Source organism: Bradyrhizobium sp. CCGUVB1N3, from assembly GCF_024199925.1.
GTDB lineage: Bacteria > Pseudomonadota > Alphaproteobacteria > Rhizobiales > Xanthobacteraceae > Bradyrhizobium.
The window spans coordinates 857,470-873,595 of record NZ_JANADR010000001.1 but is presented as its reverse complement, the minus strand read 5'-3'; the positions used below and the strand labels follow the sequence as shown (position 1 = coordinate 873,595).

14 protein-coding genes are annotated in these 16,126 nt (G+C 64.6%); 8 read left to right on the top strand and 6 right to left on the bottom strand.

All coding sequences use genetic code 11. From position 1 onward, the window contains the following. Positions 1 to 87 precede the first annotated feature (87 nt). Complete coding sequence (locus NLM33_RS04035) at positions 88 to 540, bottom strand: DNA polymerase III subunit chi (protein ID WP_254094854.1); 453 nt, start codon at positions 538 to 540, stop codon at positions 88 to 90. Between the two features lie 6 nt (positions 541 to 546). Continuing rightward, positions 547 to 2,049 carry a leucyl aminopeptidase gene (locus NLM33_RS04030; RefSeq protein WP_254094853.1) on the bottom strand — a complete coding sequence of 501 codons (1,503 nt, stop codon included), beginning with the start codon at positions 2,047 to 2,049 and terminating at the stop codon, positions 547 to 549. A 338-nt stretch (positions 2,050 to 2,387) separates the two neighbouring features. Here NLM33_RS04030 and lptF point away from each other — a divergent pair, with 338 nt between their 5' ends. From lptF to NLM33_RS03995, 7 genes are all read left to right on the top strand, one after another. After that, positions 2,388 to 3,557, top strand: coding sequence for an LPS export ABC transporter permease LptF (gene lptF, locus NLM33_RS04025; protein ID WP_254094852.1), 1,170 nt, complete (start codon positions 2,388 to 2,390; stop codon positions 3,555 to 3,557). Continuing rightward, positions 3,554 to 4,651 (top strand): LPS export ABC transporter permease LptG, encoded by a 1,098-nt coding sequence (gene lptG / locus NLM33_RS04020; protein WP_254094851.1) that lies wholly within the window; start codon positions 3,554 to 3,556, stop codon positions 4,649 to 4,651. The genes lptF and lptG overlap by 4 nt, the downstream gene beginning before the upstream one ends. Then, a complete protein-coding gene (locus NLM33_RS04015) occupies positions 4,651 to 7,137 on the top strand; it encodes an LPS-assembly protein LptD (protein ID WP_254094850.1) in 2,487 nt (828 codons plus the stop codon). Before lptG ends, NLM33_RS04015 begins: the two co-directional genes overlap by 1 nt. Positions 7,138 to 7,193: 56 nt before the next feature. Continuing rightward, positions 7,194 to 8,126, top strand: coding sequence for a SurA N-terminal domain-containing protein (locus NLM33_RS04010; protein ID WP_254094849.1), 933 nt, complete (start codon positions 7,194 to 7,196; stop codon positions 8,124 to 8,126). Beyond that, the gene (gene pdxA / locus NLM33_RS04005; protein ID WP_254094848.1) at positions 8,126 to 9,127 is read left to right on the top strand and encodes a 4-hydroxythreonine-4-phosphate dehydrogenase PdxA; all 1,002 of its coding nucleotides are present in this window, start codon (positions 8,126 to 8,128) and stop codon (positions 9,125 to 9,127) included. Before NLM33_RS04010 ends, pdxA begins: the two co-directional genes overlap by 1 nt. Beyond that, entirely contained in the window at positions 9,127 to 9,981 is an 855-nt protein-coding gene (gene rsmA / locus NLM33_RS04000; RefSeq protein ID WP_254094847.1) for a 16S rRNA (adenine(1518)-N(6)/adenine(1519)-N(6))-dimethyltransferase RsmA, read from the top strand. Before pdxA ends, rsmA begins: the two co-directional genes overlap by 1 nt. A gap of 75 nt (positions 9,982 to 10,056) precedes the next feature. Beyond that, positions 10,057 to 11,115 carry an alcohol dehydrogenase gene (locus tag NLM33_RS03995; protein WP_254094846.1) on the top strand — a complete coding sequence of 353 codons (1,059 nt, stop codon included), beginning with the start codon at positions 10,057 to 10,059 and terminating at the stop codon, positions 11,113 to 11,115. A 32-nt stretch (positions 11,116 to 11,147) separates the two neighbouring features. Here NLM33_RS03995 and NLM33_RS03990 read toward each other — a convergent pair whose 3' ends face one another. The 4 genes from NLM33_RS03990 to NLM33_RS03975 form a co-directional block, all read right to left on the bottom strand. After that, entirely contained in the window at positions 11,148 to 11,915 is a 768-nt protein-coding gene (locus NLM33_RS03990) for a hypothetical protein (RefSeq protein ID WP_254094845.1), read from the bottom strand. 94 nt (positions 11,916 to 12,009) lie between these two features. After that, positions 12,010 to 12,273, bottom strand: a complete 264-nt coding sequence (locus tag NLM33_RS03985; RefSeq protein WP_254094844.1) for a GlsB/YeaQ/YmgE family stress response membrane protein — start codon at positions 12,271 to 12,273, stop codon at positions 12,010 to 12,012. Between the two features lie 258 nt (positions 12,274 to 12,531). Continuing rightward, a complete protein-coding gene (locus tag NLM33_RS03980) occupies positions 12,532 to 13,038 on the bottom strand; it encodes a helix-turn-helix domain-containing protein (RefSeq protein WP_254094843.1) in 507 nt (168 codons plus the stop codon). 120 nt (positions 13,039 to 13,158) lie between these two features. Then, positions 13,159 to 14,406, bottom strand: coding sequence for an ATP-binding protein (locus NLM33_RS03975; protein ID WP_254094842.1), 1,248 nt, complete (start codon positions 14,404 to 14,406; stop codon positions 13,159 to 13,161). A gap of 349 nt (positions 14,407 to 14,755) precedes the next feature. Here NLM33_RS03975 and NLM33_RS03970 point away from each other — a divergent pair, with 349 nt between their 5' ends. Continuing rightward, entirely contained in the window at positions 14,756 to 16,114 is a 1,359-nt protein-coding gene (locus NLM33_RS03970; RefSeq protein ID WP_254094841.1) for a caspase family protein, read from the top strand. Positions 16,115 to 16,126 lie beyond the last annotated feature (12 nt).

The window sequence follows — 16,126 nt, the reverse complement described above, 5'->3', positions numbered from 1 at the left end:
TCCCAACATCACTTTGCGGCATGACCGTGGCTGATGGCCAGCATTACCCGAAAAGCCGCAAATTATCATTAATTGGCGCGCCGCCCTCTAGTTGCGCCGCTGCCACCGGCCGCGCTCGTCGGCCTGCCAATAGGTGACATCAAATCCGCGCGTCTTGCAATCCGTCCAGGCGCTGCGCGCCAGCGCCAGCGCATCCGGATCATCGCCGTTGAACAGCAGCACCATGCGCTCATAGGTCTGGGCGTCCTGAGGCAGCGCGGCATTGTCGATCAGGAAGCGGACATTGGCGCCGTTGGGATTGCCCTCCTCGATCGCCAGCACGACCGGCTGCTCCGCGGCGTCGCCGACCCGCCATGTCGCGTGCGGCAGGAAGGAATCGTCGCGATAGGTCCACAAGTGCGCGTCGAGCGCATCTGCGCGTTCCTCCGAGGTCGACTGCACCACGACGCGCCAGCCGCGCTCGAGCGATTTCTCAAGCAGCGGCGGCAAGACGTTCTCCACCGTCATGTTCTGCAGATGGTAGAACAGCACTTCAGTCATCTTGGGTCATTTGCGCTCGTAATGGTCGGCGACCAGACGGTCCAGCAGACGCACGCCATAGCCGGAGCCCCAGCTCTGGTTGATGTCGGTCTTCGGCGCACCCATCGCGGTGCCGGCGATGTCGAGATGCGCCCAGGGCGTGCCGTCGACAAAGCGCTGGAGGAACTGCGCCGCGGTGATCGAGCCGCCATGGCGGCCGCCAGTGTTCTTCATGTCGGCGAACTGGGAATCGATCAGCTTGTCGTATTCGGGCCCGAGCGGCATGCGCCAGACCTTTTCGCCGCTCTCGATGCCGGCCGTGAGGAGACGTTCGGCGAGCTCGTCATTGTTGGAGAACATGCCGGCATGCTCGGTGCCGAGCGCGACCATGATCGCACCGGTGAGCGTTGCGAGATCCACCATCAATTTCGGCTTCATCCTCTTCGCGACGTACCAGAGCACGTCGGCGAGCACGAGGCGCCCTTCGGCGTCGGTGTTGATGATCTCGATGGTCTGACCCGACATCGAGGTGACGATGTCGCCGGGACGCTGCGCATTGCCGTCAGGCATGTTCTCGACGAGACCGATGGCGCCGACCGCGTTGACCTTTGCCTTGCGCGCCGCGAGCGCGTGCATCAGGCCGACGACGCAGGCCGCTCCCCCCATGTCGCCCTTCATGTCCTCCATGCTGCCGGCCGGCTTGATCGAGATGCCGCCGGTGTCGAAGCAGACGCCCTTGCCGACGAAGGCGACCGGCGCCTCGCCCTTCTTGGCCCCGTCCCAACGCATGATCACGGTGCGGCTCGGCCGCGCCGAGCCCTGGCCGACGCCGAGCAGCGCGCCCATGCCGAGCTTCTGCATCGCCTTGACGTCGAGCACCTCGACCTTGACGCCGAGCTTGCGCAGCTGGCTCGCGCGCCGCGCGAACTCTTCCGGGAAGAGCACGTTCGGCGGCTCGTTGACGAGATCGCGCGCGATGATCACGCCGTCGACGACATGGCCCGCCGGCGTGAAGGCCTTTTTCGCAGCAGCCAGGTCAGCGACAGCGAACGCGACGTCGGCGCGCAAGGCACCGCCCTCCTCGCCGTCCTTCTTCTTCGTCTTGTAGCGATCGAATTTATAGGCGCGCAGCCGCAGGCCCGCGCCGATCGCGACCGTCTGCTCCGCTGTCATGGCGCCGTCAGGCAGCTCGGCAATGATGGTCATGGCGCTTGCGCCAGCCTTCAGCTTGCCGGCCGCCACGCCGCCAAACTTCAGAAAATCGTTGAGCTTCAGCGCCGAAGCCTTGCCAGTCCCGATCACAATCAGGCGGCTGGCCTTCAGCCCCTCGGGTGCCAGGATGTCGAGCGCCGCGCCCGTCTTGCCCTTGAACTGGCTCGCGCTTGCTGCCCGCTTCACCAGCTCGACCGCCGCCCCCAGCGCCTTGGCGGTCGCAGGGCCGAATCGCAATCCGTCGTCACAGAACGCCACCAGCGTGCCGCTGGCGACGGCGGAAAACGGAACAAAGCCGACCTTGACGGCGTCGGACATGGATAACTCCTCCAAAAGACAAGACTTTTGCCGCTCCTCGGGTACCCCTGAGGGTGCCGGCTGAACCGCGATTCACTGATCCGGAACGCACTATGACCCGTCCGCACCGCGCATGCCAAGCGCCGCCCGTGGCCGGCGAGCCACATGAGGGAAATATTAACCGAAGATCGAGGGCGCCACGGGGCAGCCATTTTGTTGACGGATCAAAGGGATGGTAGTGAGAATGTGAACTGGTGAAAGACGTGGCAGAACGACCCTTGGGGACCCCTTTCGGGATGGGTCGGGACGTCCGGAGTTTGGGACCCAGAAGGGGCCTTGTGGGGATCGTGCGGTAGCGCATGGGGTCGATCGACAGGTATATTTTCCGCACGACGCTGGCGTCGTTTGCGCTCGTCCTGGTCAGCCTCACCGGCGTGATCTGGATTACGCAGGCGTTGCGCGGCATCGACCTGATGACGAGTCAGGGCCAGACCATCCTGACCTTCCTCGGCATCACCAGCCTGGTGATTCCGGCGCTGGTGCTGATCATCTCGCCGATCGCGCTGATGATCGCGATCTCGCATACGCTGAACAAGCTCGCGACCGACTCCGAGATCATCGTGATGAATGCCGCCGGCTTCTCGCCGTTCCGGCTGTTCTATCCGTTCTTTTATGCCACCTGCGTGGTGGCGCTGCTGGTCGCCTTCATCGCCGCCTACCTCGCCCCCGACGGCATGCGGCGGATCAAGCAATGGGACGCCGAGATCACCGCCGACGTCCTCACCAACATCCTCCAGCCCGGCCGCTTCGCCCAGCTCGACCAGAACCTCACGATCCGGATTCGCGAGCGCCAGCCCGGCGGCATCATGGCCGGCATCTTCATCGACGACCGCCGCGATCCGAAGGAGCGCAACTCGATCGTCGCCGAGCGCGGCACCGTGGTGAAGAGCGGCGGCGAGACCATTTTGGTGCTGGAGGACGGCAACCTGCAGCGCTTCGAGGCCGGCAAGCGCGATCCCGCGCTCGTGACGTTCGCCCGCCACGGCTTCGACATGTCGAAATTCTCCAACCAGGGGCGCGACGTCACGCTCGGGATTCGCGAACGCTATCTCTGGGAGCTGTTCTCGCCGTCCGAGGACGACCCCGTCTACAAAGCGGTGCCCGGCCAATTCCGTTCAGAGCTGCATGACCGCATCATGGCGCCGATGTACCCATTCGCCTTTGCGGCGCTCACATTCGCCTTCCTCGGCGCGCCGCGCACCACGCGCCAGAGCCGCAATTTCTCGATCGGCAGCTCGATCCTCGCCGTGTTCGGCCTGCGCATGGCGGGCTTTGCCTGCTCGGTGATGGCGGTGAAGTCGCCCACCGCGCCCCTCGTGCAATATGCCATGCTGGTGACCGCCATCGGCCTCGGCCTCTGGATGATCGTCGGCGGCATCGTGGTGGAAGCGCCGCCTGCGCTGCTGGAAGCCATCAACAGATCCAATGCGCGCATTGCGCGGCTGTTCCGACGACCGGTTGCCGCATGAGCATGCTCACCAACACGCTCGGGCGCTATTTCGCGGGCCGCTTCGTCGTCGCGGCGCTCGGCGTGTTCGCAAGCATTTTCCTGTTGCTGGTGCTGGTCGACTATATCGAGATGGTGCGCAAGACCTCCGGGCTTGCGTCCGCCTCCGCGATCATGGTGGCGGAGACCTCGCTGTTCCGCGTGCCGCAACTTTTGGAGAAGCTGACGCCGTTCTGCATGCTGATCGGCGCCATGACCTGCTACCTCGCCCTCTCCCGCCGGCTCGAGCTTGTCGTGGCACGCGCCGCCGGCATTTCCGCCTGGCAGTTCATCTCGCCCGCGCTCGGCAGTGCGCTGCTGATCGGCGTGATCGCGACGGTTGCCTACAATCCGATGTCGGCGAACCTGCGCGAGCTCTCCAAGCGCATGGAGGCGGAGCTGTTCGGCTCGGCGCCCGGCGGCGGCATCCAGGACGCCTCGGGCTTCTGGCTCAACCAGGTCACCAGCGGAGGCCAGGTCATCATCAACGCCGCGCGCAGCGAGCAGCAAGGCATCCGGCTGACCGGCCTGACGCTATTCCGGTTTGATACGGAGTTTCACTTCAAGGAGCGCATCGAGGCACGCGAGGCGACCCTGGAGGATGGCCACTGGGTGTTCAGGACGGTGCGGCGGTTCTCCCTGGACGCGCCCCCCGTCGACCAGGACCGCCTGGAGATTCCCACAACGCTGACCGAAGCGCAGGTTCGCAACAGCTTTTCCACACCCGAGACTGTGTCCTTTTGGCAACTACCGAGCTACATCCGTTCGTCCGAAAGCTCGGGCTTCGCGACAGCCGGATATCGACTCCAGTACCATAAGCTTCTGGCGCAGCCGTTTCTGCTTGCAGCGATGGTGATGCTGGCAGCTTCCGTATCGTTGCGCTTCTTCCGGATGGGCGGCGTGCAGAAGATGGTTTTGAGTGGCGTGGGCGCAGGCTTTCTGCTCTACGTGCTGTCCAAAGTTACTGAGGATTTGAGCAAGGCTGAGTTGATGCATCCGATCGCTGCGGCGTGGCTGCCCGTTGTGGTGGGCGGCCTCACCGGCTTTTTGGCCTTGCTCTATCAGGAGGACGGATAGTGACTGCCGTCCACCGAGGGCATGTGTCTCGTTTAGCGCAACGCACCGTGGTGCGCGCGAACGGGCGCGGCTTGCCTGCCCATAGCCTCCTGCTCGCCTTCATTGCCGCGCTCACGCTGGGTGGATTGCTCGATCTTACCGCGACCGGGCCTGCGGCTGCGCAGAGCTTCACCTACAATCCGCTGCCGCCGCGTCCGAAGCCGCCGAAGGCCCCCAACGACAACCAGATGCTCGTGCAGGCGACCGAGGTCGACTACGACTACAACAATTCCCGGGTATCGGCGGTCGGCAACGTCCAGCTGTTCTACAACGGCACCAGCGTCGAGGCCGACAAGGTCATCTACGACCAGAAGACCAAGCGCCTCCATGCCGAAGGCAACATCCGCATGACGGATGCCGACGGCAAGATCACCTATGCCGAGATCATGGATCTGTCGGACGACTACCGCGACGGCTTCGTCGATTCGCTGCGCGTGGACACCGCCGACCAGACCCGCATGGCCGCGAGCCGCGCCGACCGCTCCAGCGGCAACTACACCGTGTTCGAGAACGGCGTCTACACGGCCTGCGCGCCGTGCAAGGACGATCCGAAGAAGCCTCCGCTGTGGCAGGTCAAGGGTGCCCGCATCATCCACGACCAGCAGGAGAAGATGCTCTACTTCGAGACGGCGCAGCTCGAATTCTTCGGCGTGCCGCTCGCCTACATACCGTACTTCTCGACGCCCGATCCGACGGTGAAGCGCAAGACCGGCTTCCTGATGCCGGGCTTCACGTCCTACACGGCGTTCGGTTACGGCGTCGAAGTCCCATTCTACTGGGCGATCGCGCCCGATATGGACGCGACCTTCAACCCGCGCATCACGTCCAAGCAGGGCGTGCTGTTCCAGGCCGAATTCCGCCAGCGCCTGATGGACGGCGCCTACCAGGTCCGCGTCTACGGCATCGACCAGCTCGATCGCGGCCAGTTCACCGGCCTGCCGGGCGACCGTCAGTTCCGCGGCGGCGTCGAGACCAAGGGCCAGTTCGCGCTGAACGACAAATGGGTCTGGGGCTGGGACGGCGTCCTGCTGTCCGACTACTACTTCATGTCGGACTACCGGCTGGCGCAGTACCGCGATCCCTACTCCTCGTTCCTGAGCCTGCCGACGGAAGCGATCTCCCAGCTCTATCTGACCGGAGTTGGCAACCGCAGCTTCTTCGACGCGCGCACGATGTATTTCCTGAGCTTCTCGGGCAATCAGCAGCAGGTGCCGGTCGTCTACCCCGTGATCGACTACTCGAACGTGCTCAACTATCCGATCTTCGGCGGTGAGGTCTCCTACAAGACGAATTTCGTCAACCTGACGCGCAATGACGCCGTGTTCGATCCGATCACGACGCTCGCCAACACCGCCGGCCTGTGCACCACCACCTCGGCCGATCCGCTCGCGCGGACGCCATCGCAATGTCTCTTGCGCGGCTTCCCCGGCACCTACACGCGCCTGACGGCGGAAGCGCAGTGGCGGAAGTCCTTCACCGATCCCTTCGGTGAAATCTGGACGCCGTTCGCGATCCTGCGTGCGGATGCGATCAATTCCTCGGTCTCGAACCAGCCGGGCGTGTCGAACTTCCTGCCGGTCGGCGACACCCAGGCGTTCCGCCTGATGCCGACGGTCGGCCTCGAGTACCGCTATCCCTTCATCAATGTGCAGCCATGGGGCTCGACGGTGGTCGAGCCGATCGCGCAGGTCATCATCCGGCCGAACGAGACCTATGCCGGCAAGCTTCCCAACGAGGACGCGCAGAGCATGGTGTTCGACGCGAGCAATTTGTTCAGCGTCGACAAGTTCTCGGGCTACGATCGCGTCGAGGGCGGCGGCCGCGCCAATGTCGGCGTGCAGGCCACGACCCAGTTCGACAAGGGCGGTGCCGTCAAGGTGCTGTTCGGACAGTCCTACCAGCTGTTCGGCATGAACTCTTTCGCAGTCCAGGATTCCACCAATACCGGCCTCAATTCAGGTCTCGACAAGCCGCGATCCGACTATGTCGCGAGCGTCGGCTATTCGCCGAACCGGACCTACACTTTCAGCGTCCGCGGCCGGTTCGACGAGCAGACCTGGAACGTCCAGCGCTTCGAGGCTGAAGGCCGTGCCAATTTCGACCGCTGGTCGGTCAGCATGCTCTACGGCAACTATGCGCCGCAGCCGGAACTCGGCTACCTGACCCGCCGCGAGGGCATCCTCACCAGCGCATCGATGAAGGTCGCGGCCAACTGGGTGGTCCAGGGCTCGGCGCGCTGGGACCTCGAGGCCAACAAGATCAATCAATACGTGGTCGGCGCCGGCTATGTCGACGATTGCTTCGTGCTGGCGGCGAACTATGTAACGTCCTATAGCTACTCGGCGGGCAGCACCCCGCCTGTTCTGAGCCACGCGTTCATGTTCCAGATCGGCCTGCGAACGCTGGCGAACTCCTCGGGAACCAGCAACTCCGCCGGTATGCAGTAAACAGATTTGACGCTGCGGGGCTTGTTCGGATCGCAAGCATGCGAGCGACGACATCCATGACGACCACTTTGCGAGTCCATCGCCTTCTCCTCACCGCGCTTGGCACGGCCCTGCTCCTGATCGGCGGCGCAGCCCCGTCGCGCGCGCAGACCGTCGTCGTCATGGTCAATGGCGAGCCCATCACAGATTTCGACATCGAGCAGCGCAGCAAGCTCGACCTCCTGACCAACCAGAAGAACGCTGGCCGGCAGGAGGTCATCAACGAGCTGATCGACGAGAAGGTGAAGATCAAGGAAGGCAAGAAGTACGGCGTCGATCCGACCGGCTCCGATGTCGACCAGTCCTTCTCCGGCATGGCGCAGCGCATGCGCATCACGCCGGACCAGCTCGCGAAATCACTCGAGGTGAAGGGCGTGCGGCCGGAGACGTTGAAGAACCGCATGCGCGCCGAAATGGTCTGGACCAGCCTCGTTCGCGGCCGCTTCAAGGAACAGCTGCAGGTCGGCGAGCGCGACGTCGCGGCCGCCGTGCAGGCCCAGAACGGTGAAAAGCTGCAGGTCGAGGGTTTCGAATACAAGATGCAGCCGATCGTCCTCATCGTGCCGCGCGGCTCGTCGCAGGCAGCGACCGAGGCACGGCACAAGGAAGCCGAAATGTACCGCGGCCGTATCTCGAGCTGCGATGAAGCCAATTCGCTGTTCCGCTCGACGCCCAACGCGGCGATCCGCGAGAGCGTCACCAAGACCACCGCTGATCTCCCCGAGGCACTTCGCAAGGTGCTCGACGACACGCAGGTTGGCCATCTCACCCCGCCCGAGGTCACCAAGCAGGGCATCGAAATGGTCGTGCTGTGCGCGCGCAATCCGACCATGATCGACACGCCGAAGCGGCGCGAGGTCCGCGAGAAGATGTACGTCGAGAAGTACGAGAAGACCTCGAAGCGGTATCTGGCAGAAATCCGCAAAGCGGCGATGATCGAATATCGTTGATGGCAAGGCCCCTCGCACTGACCCTGGGCGAGCCTGCCGGCATTGGCCCCGACATCACGATCGCGGCCTGGCTGCGCCGCAGCGAGCTCGAGCTGCCCGCCTTCTACCTGCTCGGCGATGACGCGCTGATCGCGCGCCGTGCCAAGGCGCTCGGCGCCGATATCAAGATCGCGCGTGTGCGTGCCGAGGAAGCGCTCGCCGCCTTCCCCGACGCCCTGCCGGTGGTTGCGACCGGAGCGGTCACGACGGCCGAGCCGGGCCGGCCCGACGAGACCAGCGCGCCCGCAGCGCTCGCCTCCATTCGTCAGGCCGTTGCCGACGTTCGCGCAGGCCGCGCCGGCGCCGTGGTCACCAACCCGATCGCCAAGAGCGTGCTCTACCGCGCGGGCTTCCGCCATCCCGGCCACACCGAATTTCTTGCTGAACTGGCCGAACAGGACGGGCGCGTGCCGCAGCCGGTGATGATGCTGTGGTCGCCGCGACTTGCGGTGGTGCCGGTGACCATTCATCTTTCGCTGCGTGACGCGCTGGCGCAGCTCTCGCGCGAGCTGATCGTCTCGACGGTGCGCATCGTCGCAGCCGAGCTGAAGTCCCGTTTCGGCATCAGCCGGCCGCGCATTGCGGTCTCCGGCCTGAATCCGCATGCCGGCGAAGACGGCTCGCTCGGTCACGAGGAGCAGACCGTCGTGACGCCGGCGATCAAGGTCTTGCGCAACGACGGCATCGAGGCCAGAGGCCCCCTGCCCGCCGACACCATGTTCCACGACGCCGCGCGAAAGACCTATGACTGCGCGGTCTGCATGTATCACGACCAGGCGCTGATCCCGATCAAGACGCTGGCCTTCGACGATGCAGTCAACGTCACGCTCGGCCTGCCCTTCATCCGGACATCGCCGGATCACGGCACGGCGTTCGACATCGCCGGCACGGGCAAGGCCAATCCCGCAAGCCTGATCGCGGCGCTGCAGCTCGCAAGCCGCATGGCGGCTGCCAAAAGCTGATGAGCGCGATCGACGACCTCCCGCCGCTTCGCGAGGTCATTCGCCAGCATTCGCTATCGGCCCGCAAGTCGCTGGGCCAGAACTTCCTCCTCGACCTCAACCTGACGGCGCGCATCGCGCGTGCCGCCGCGCCGCTCGAGAATTCGACGATCGTCGAGATCGGCCCGGGCCCGGGCGGATTGACCCGCGCCCTGCTCGCGCTCGGTGCTGCGCGCGTCATCGCGATCGAGCATGACGAGCGCGCGATTCCCGCCTTGCAGGATATTTCCGCGCGCTATCCGGGGCGTCTCGAGATCGTGCATGGCGATGCCATGACCTTCGATCCGAGACCCCTGCTCGCAGGAGCTACGGCAAAGATCGTCGCCAACCTGCCCTACAACATCGCGACCCAGCTCCTGATCGGATGGCTCACCAGCGAGCCGTGGCCGCCCTGGTACGAGATGATGGTGCTGATGTTCCAGCGCGAGGTCGCCGAGCGGATCGTGGCACGCGAGAACGAGGAGGCCTATGGCCGGCTCGGCGTGCTCGCCAACTGGCGCGCCGAGACCAAGATCCTGTTCGACATCTCGCCCTCCGCCTTCGTGCCGCCGCCAAAGGTCACTTCCTCCGTCGTGCGCCTCGTACCGCGCGCGGCGCCTCTGCCCTGCGACCGCCGGCTGCTCGAACAGGTTGCGGCCGCCGCCTTCGGCCAGCGCCGCAAGATGCTGCGGCAGAGCCTGAAATCGCTTCAGGCCGATCCGGCGCGCCTCGCCGCTGCCGCCGGCGTCGATGCGACGCGGCGCGCCGAAACCATTCCGGTCGCGGGCTTTGTTGCCATGGCGCGTGAATTGGCCGATATACGCGGCCAAGCCTGAAGCAAAGAGATCATGCTCAAACAACAAGCTAGAGCGCGATGATCGCGCTTAAGCAGAAATTCCGGAGGAAGGAAAATGGCATTGATGCGTCGGCAGTCCCTGGTCAAGTTCGATGCGCCGCTGTGCGAGACCATCATCGATACGCCCAAGCCGCAAGGACGCGAGGTGCTGGTGCGTATCGAGCGCTGCGGCCTGTGCCATTCAGACCTGCACATCCAGGACGGCTATGCCGATCTCGGCGGCGGCAAGAAGCTCGACACCACGCGCGGCATGACGCTGCCGTTCACGCTCGGCCACGAGATTGCGGGCGTCGTGGAAGAAGTCGGCGGCGATGCGCCGGCTGGCCTCATCGGCGCCAAGAAGGCGGTGTTTCCGTGGATCGGCTGCGGACAGTGCCGCGACTGCGCCAATGGCGACGAGAATCTCTGCGCCAAGCAGCGCTTCCTCGGCGTCTCCATCGACGGCGGCTTTGCCAGCCACGTGCTGGTGCCCGATGCAAAATACCTGCTCGACTACGATCCCCTGCCGGTCAACCAGGCCGCGACATTGATGTGCTCGGGCGTCACCGCCTACGGCGCGCTGAAGCGCCTCGTCGACCGTCCGCGCCAGCGCAACCTGCTGCTGATTGGTCTCGGCGGTGTCGGCATGATGGGCCTGTCGTTCGCGCAAGCCATGTTCAAGCAGCCGATTACGGTCGCAGATCTCAGCCCGGCGGCGCGCGAGACTGCGCTGAAGAACGGCGCGGCGACCGCCTACGATCCGGCCGAGCCGGAAGTTGTCCGGCGCATTCTGAAAGAGACCGACGGCGGTTTCGACGAGGTGGTCGATTTCGCCGGAAATGAGAAGTCGATGGCGTTCGCCGTCTCCGTGCTCGCGCGCGGCGGCAAGGCCGTGGTCTCCGGCCTGATGGGCGGCCAGTTCACGCTGCCGATGGTGCAATGGGTCTACAAGCGCATGACCATCGAAGGCTTCATGGTCGGCACGCTCGCCGAGGCCCACGAGTTGATGGCGCTCGCCCGCGCCGGCAAGATCAAGCCGACACCGATGCAGGAAGAGCCGATGGCCGATGTCCAGAAATGGATCGACAGCCTGCGCGCCGGCAAGGTCGTCGGACGGATCGTGCTGAAGAACTGATCCGCCGGCGTCGAGGCTGCGCGCGGCCGAAGCTATTTCAAGCTGACGAACCGCGACGGCCCCGCGACCACGGTCTTTGCGAGGTCCGCAGCGAGCGGCGCCGCGTCGGGCAACGAGAGATCGGCGCCACCAGCGGCGAGCAGGCGCATGATCTCCCAATCCTGCCGCGCAAGCGCGTTGCGCAGCGGCTCGACGCGCTCCTTGTAGAACTGGAGGAACAGCGGCCGCGCCACCGGCTCCTTGACGTGGTGACCCGGCACCAGCGCATTGACGTCGATCAGGCCCGCGGCGAGCGCCCTGCGCAAGAGCTCGATCGCCCGGGCGCTGGGAGGATCGGCTCCCTCGTACCGATAACCCGCACTGGCGATGCAATCGAGAAACGCCCAGGCTTGCTCGGGCTCGAGCGGCTGAGCCGCGGCCGCGCGTCTGTCGACATCAGCGGTCCACTGAATGAGCTCGCGCGCAAACGCGTCATCCCGTTGCTGTTGTTCGGCTATGCGCGTGGCGTGCTCCACGGCCCGCACGCGGGATTCGATAATCCCGGGCATGACGCCGGAGAGAGCCGTCACCCCGATCAGCACAAGCGAAAGTCCCGCACGCGGCAGAGTTAGTGCCGTCACGCGCCAGCAGAGAGCGAGCACGGCGGTCGTCGACACGGCAGTCACGGCCAGCCCCGCGAGGGTCAGACGATCGAGCTCAGCCGCCCTCTCGATCAGGAGGTTGTCGAGCCGGAAACGGATCACGTTGAAGACGCTCGCCGAGGCGACGAGGAGTTGCAGAAGAGGAATAAGCCACCGCATTTCGCTTTGGTCGGCGGAAACGACCTGTCGGTTCAGCCAGGGAGCGAGAGGAGCGCAACCGCCGCCGGGCCCGAGGGCCGGAACGCGCCCGGGTTCAGCTCGTACGCCCCTGACGGCCCAGGACGAGACCATAGAGGAAGAGCAGGATCACTGCACCGACGATGGCCCCAATGAAACCGGCGGATTCGCCCGCCTGGTACCATCCGACCGACTGGCCCAGGAAGGTCGCGATGAACGCGCCGACGATCCCCAGGATCGTGGTCAGGATGAAGCCCTTCGGCTCATTGCTGCCCGGCATGATGAATTTTGCGATCAGGCCGACGACAAAGCCGATGATGATCGTCCAGAGAATCCCCATTTCGCTTCTCCCGTCGTGAGCCGGCACCTTGTGACGGGTGGCATCCAAGAGAGATCACGTGGAAGCGCCTTTGACATAGATCAACGTGGGCCGACGTTCTCGGGCCGCCTGACTGCGCAGTACTGTCTTCAGGCCATTCCCCTGGAGGGATCATGGTTGGGGGACCAAAGGACTATCAGGGCATGTCGATCAAGGTCGCCGTTCACAAGATCGGCGAGATCTGCGATCCGTCCGAGGGCTGAACGGGTGCGCATCGCGTCAATGCGCAGGGCCGCCGGCGTCCCTCAGCCGCGACAGCTCACGCGCCGTCTCCAGGATCATATCGATCCGCTGCTGCAAGCGCTGCTGGAGATCGGGGATGTTGACCTTGTCGGTCACGCGGTAGGCGTTGCCGATGCGCTCGACATAGCCCTGCTTGATCATCTCCTCCAGCCGCCGCAGCACCGTCGCGCGCGGCAACCTGAGCGCCTGCGCGACCGTGCTTGCCCGCACCGGCGAGCACATGGCCGTGCGCAGGAACAGATAGATGCCGATGGTGCGGAAGGTGGCGCTGTCGTTCTGTTTGACGAAGTCGGCGCCATAGTCGTCATTGAGGCTGCGGATCAGGCCGAGATAGAGACGGGTCAGCAGCAGGCGTTCGCGCGCCATCGCGATGCGGGCGGGCGGCTGGACGGTATCGAGAAGCACGAACTCTTCGCCCGCCGCCACCCAGGTGGAAAGCTTGCCGCTCTTGTCGGAATGATGCTCGGTCAGGGCCATGGTCATGATCCCTCAAACGACATGCCCCGAAAAAGCCTACTGCGCACGCGCCGATCCAGATAGGCATTTTGTGCTCGGGACCGCCGACCTTCGAAATCGTGATCCGGCTATCGTCCCCGGGGCGGATCAACCGACAGGCCTCGGAGCGCATCTCGGAAGGGTCAGCCAAACCGACGTACCCGCCCCGGGCTCGCTTTCCAGCCGGATGCGGCCGCCGAGGCGCTCAGTGACAATGCTGTAGACGACGAGTAATCCAAGGCCCGTCGCTCCGTGATGGCGCCGCGTCGTGAAGAACGGGTCGAAGGCCTGCAGCTTGACCTCCGGCGCCATTCCGCATCCGTCGTCGGAAACAACGAGTTCGACGTGATCGTGTCCGGCCGATCTTAGATCAACGCGAACCCGTCCTCCACAATTGCCCGGATAGGCGTGGGTCATGGCATTCATGACGAGATGATTCAGGACCTGACCGAAGGGTCCCGGATAACTATCCATCTCGAGATCCGGCGCGAACCGGAGATCGAGCGAGAGGCCCAGACGCCGACATTCGCGATCGAGACCCGACAGCAATTGTTTCGACAACTCGCCGGCATTGAAGCGGCTCAGGGAAGACTGGCCCTGATCGAGCGCGGCCTGCTTGAAGGACTGGATCCGCTCTGCCGCGCGCGACAGATTGGCGACCAGTTGCGCGGACGCATCGCCCGTCAGGTTGAGAAATTCGCTGAGGCTCGAGCGGCGAACCTTGCCACTGGAGACTTCCGACGAGAACGCCTCGGACTTGCGCTGCAGTGTGGAGGCGATCGTCAGGCTGTTCCCGACGGGACCGTTGACCTCATGCGCGACGCCGGCCACCATCCGGCCGAGTGCCGCGAGCTTTTCAGCTTCCACCAGGGACTCCTGGGTTTCCCGCAAACGGCGCAGCGCGGTTTCGGCAGCGTCCCTCGCCTCTCGCAGCTCCTGCTCGGCGCGCTTGCGTTCGGTGATCTCCTCGGCAGCGACGTTGACCGCAACGATCTCACCGCTGGCCGCGCGTAATGGATGCCAATACGTCATCCAGTAGCGCTGCTCGACCTGATCGGCTCGCTGGCCGGAAACCTCGATTCCCACCACCGGCTCTCCGGTTTCCATGATCGAACGCACGATCTCTGCGACGGAATCGGCCAGAGCCGGAACGCAATCCCGCACGAAGCGGCCGAGATGGTTCTCGACGGAAATTCCGCAGATCTCGGTGAGCCGCTGGTTGATTTGGAGATAGCGACAATCCGGAGAGAGGCAGGCAAGCCCGATCGGCGCGGTGTCGTAGATCGACCTCAGGGCGGGTTGCTCCGGAAACAGCAACACCTCGGATGCGAGCATCGACTTTTGCGCCTGTACCATGTCCGCCTCGACTTGTTTTCGTGAGTTCGGGTCGCATCCTTCTTTGCTGGCGGACGGTACACAGCAAGCCATCCGGCCTCCGCAACATCGGCTATAAGGTCGAAATTCCGCGAAAATTGGGCCTACATGCCGGCTCTCCGTAGGACCACCCGGCCATCCATGGATGGCCAAATCTCAATCCGAACAGTTTTAAATATTCATATTTGTCGAATTTCGTATTGCTCAAAGACAGGGGGACTCCCCTCGCCTGTCGGGTACCTGCAATGGCTCACTCGACAAAGTGTCGCACCGCTTTCCGCGACCTCGGTCCGCTGGTAGATTGACCCTGCTCGTCTCGACGGGGGATTTGATGCGCAGGGGGCTGCTTGGACGCATCGTGACGCTGGCAGCACTTGCGCTGGCCGGGCTCGTTGCCGGCGCCTGGCCGGCCGCCGCCGAGAAACGCATCGCGCTCGTGGTCGGCAATTCGGCCTACAAGAACGTCACCCCGCTCGACAACCCGACCAGGGATGCCGGGATGATGGCCGAGACGCTCTCCGGTCTCGGCTTTGCTCTCGTCGGAGGGCGCGCGCAGCTCGATCTCGACAAATCGGCGATGGATGCGGCCGTGCAGAATTTTGGCCGCCAGGTTCAGGGCGCCGACGTCGCGCTGTTCTACTATGCCGGCCACGGCGTGCAGATCGCGGGCTCCAATTATCTCGTGCCGGTCAACGCCAATCCGACGCGCGAGGCCGACGTCGATTTCCAGATGACCGACGTCAATCTGGTGCTGCGGCAGATGCAGGGTTCGGGCACGCGGCTGAACATCGTGATCCTCGATGCCTGCCGCAACAACCCGTTTGGCGCGCGGGGCTTACGTGCCTCCGAGGGCGGGCTCGCGCAGATGCGCGCGCCCGACGGCACGCTGATCTCCTACGCCACCCAGCCCGGCAACGTGGCGCAGGACGGCAGCGACGGCCACAGCCCCTACACCAAGGCACTGGCCGCGACGATCAGGCAGGCAGGCCTCGACGTCTTCCAGACCTTCAACCAGGTCGGCCTTGCCGTGAAGCGCCAGACCGGCGGCGCACAGCAGCCCTGGGTGTCCTCCTCGCCGATCGACGGCACCTTCTATTTCGTACCGCCCGCGCAAAACGCGCCGCAGGTCGCGACCGCACAGCCAGATGCCAAGACCGCTGCGACACCCAATCTGCGTGCGGATCCGGACCGGGTGCCGATCCGCGATCCTGCGCTGCTCAGCGAATTGAGCGAGCGGCTCTACGAGCACAATTTCGACCCCGAGACATCGGACGGCCGCAGCGACCTGACGCGCGCGATCACAAAACTCCAGGAGAAGATCGCGATGGCGCCCACCGGCGAGGCGACCGAAGGCCTGCTGATGCGCCTGCGCGGGATGGACGATCTGAAGCCGTGGGGCTCGATCGTCTATGGGCCGGACGGCGACAAATGGGGCATGTCCTGGAACCACGCCTCACGGCGGGCGGCGGTCGCCGATGCGCGCGGCAATTGCGGCAGCGCCAAATGTCCGGTCGAGCTGAGCTTTTACGGCAACCGCTGCGGTGCGTTTGCGATCTCCGACAAGTCCTGGTCGCTTGTCGCGCGCGATGGCGTGCAGAGGGCTCGCGAGGCCGCGCTTGACGAATGCGGCAAGGCTGGCAAAGCTTGCCGCATTATCGGAGCCGTCTGCGCCGATGGCTCCGGCCGCTGATTTCCTGATGAT

Bases quoted from the DNA above. Each gene is read 5' to 3' on its own strand.
- NLM33_RS03975 (WP_254094842.1), bottom strand. From the start codon at position 14,406: ATGGTACAGGCGCAAAAGTCGATGCTCGCATCCGAGGTGTTGCTGTTT.
- NLM33_RS03985 (WP_254094844.1), bottom strand. From the start codon at position 12,273: ATGGGGATTCTCTGGACGATCATCATCGGCTTTGTCGTCGGCCTGATC.
- lptF (WP_254094852.1), top strand. From the start codon at position 2,388: ATGGGGTCGATCGACAGGTATATTTTCCGCACGACGCTGGCGTCGTTT.
- pdxA (WP_254094848.1), top strand. From the start codon at position 8,126: ATGGCAAGGCCCCTCGCACTGACCCTGGGCGAGCCTGCCGGCATTGGC.
- NLM33_RS04035 (WP_254094854.1), bottom strand. From the start codon at position 540: ATGACTGAAGTGCTGTTCTACCATCTGCAGAACATGACGGTGGAGAAC.
- NLM33_RS04010 (WP_254094849.1), top strand. From the start codon at position 7,194: ATGACGACCACTTTGCGAGTCCATCGCCTTCTCCTCACCGCGCTTGGC.
- lptG (WP_254094851.1), top strand. From the start codon at position 3,554: ATGAGCATGCTCACCAACACGCTCGGGCGCTATTTCGCGGGCCGCTTC.
- rsmA (WP_254094847.1), top strand. From the start codon at position 9,127: ATGAGCGCGATCGACGACCTCCCGCCGCTTCGCGAGGTCATTCGCCAG.
- NLM33_RS04030 (WP_254094853.1), bottom strand. From the start codon at position 2,049: ATGTCCGACGCCGTCAAGGTCGGCTTTGTTCCGTTTTCCGCCGTCGCC.
- NLM33_RS03970 (WP_254094841.1), top strand. From the start codon at position 14,756: ATGCGCAGGGGGCTGCTTGGACGCATCGTGACGCTGGCAGCACTTGCG.
- NLM33_RS03990 (WP_254094845.1), bottom strand. From the start codon at position 11,915: ATGCGGTGGCTTATTCCTCTTCTGCAACTCCTCGTCGCCTCGGCGAGC.
- NLM33_RS03995 (WP_254094846.1), top strand. From the start codon at position 10,057: ATGGCATTGATGCGTCGGCAGTCCCTGGTCAAGTTCGATGCGCCGCTG.
- NLM33_RS03980 (WP_254094843.1), bottom strand. From the start codon at position 13,038: ATGACCATGGCCCTGACCGAGCATCATTCCGACAAGAGCGGCAAGCTT.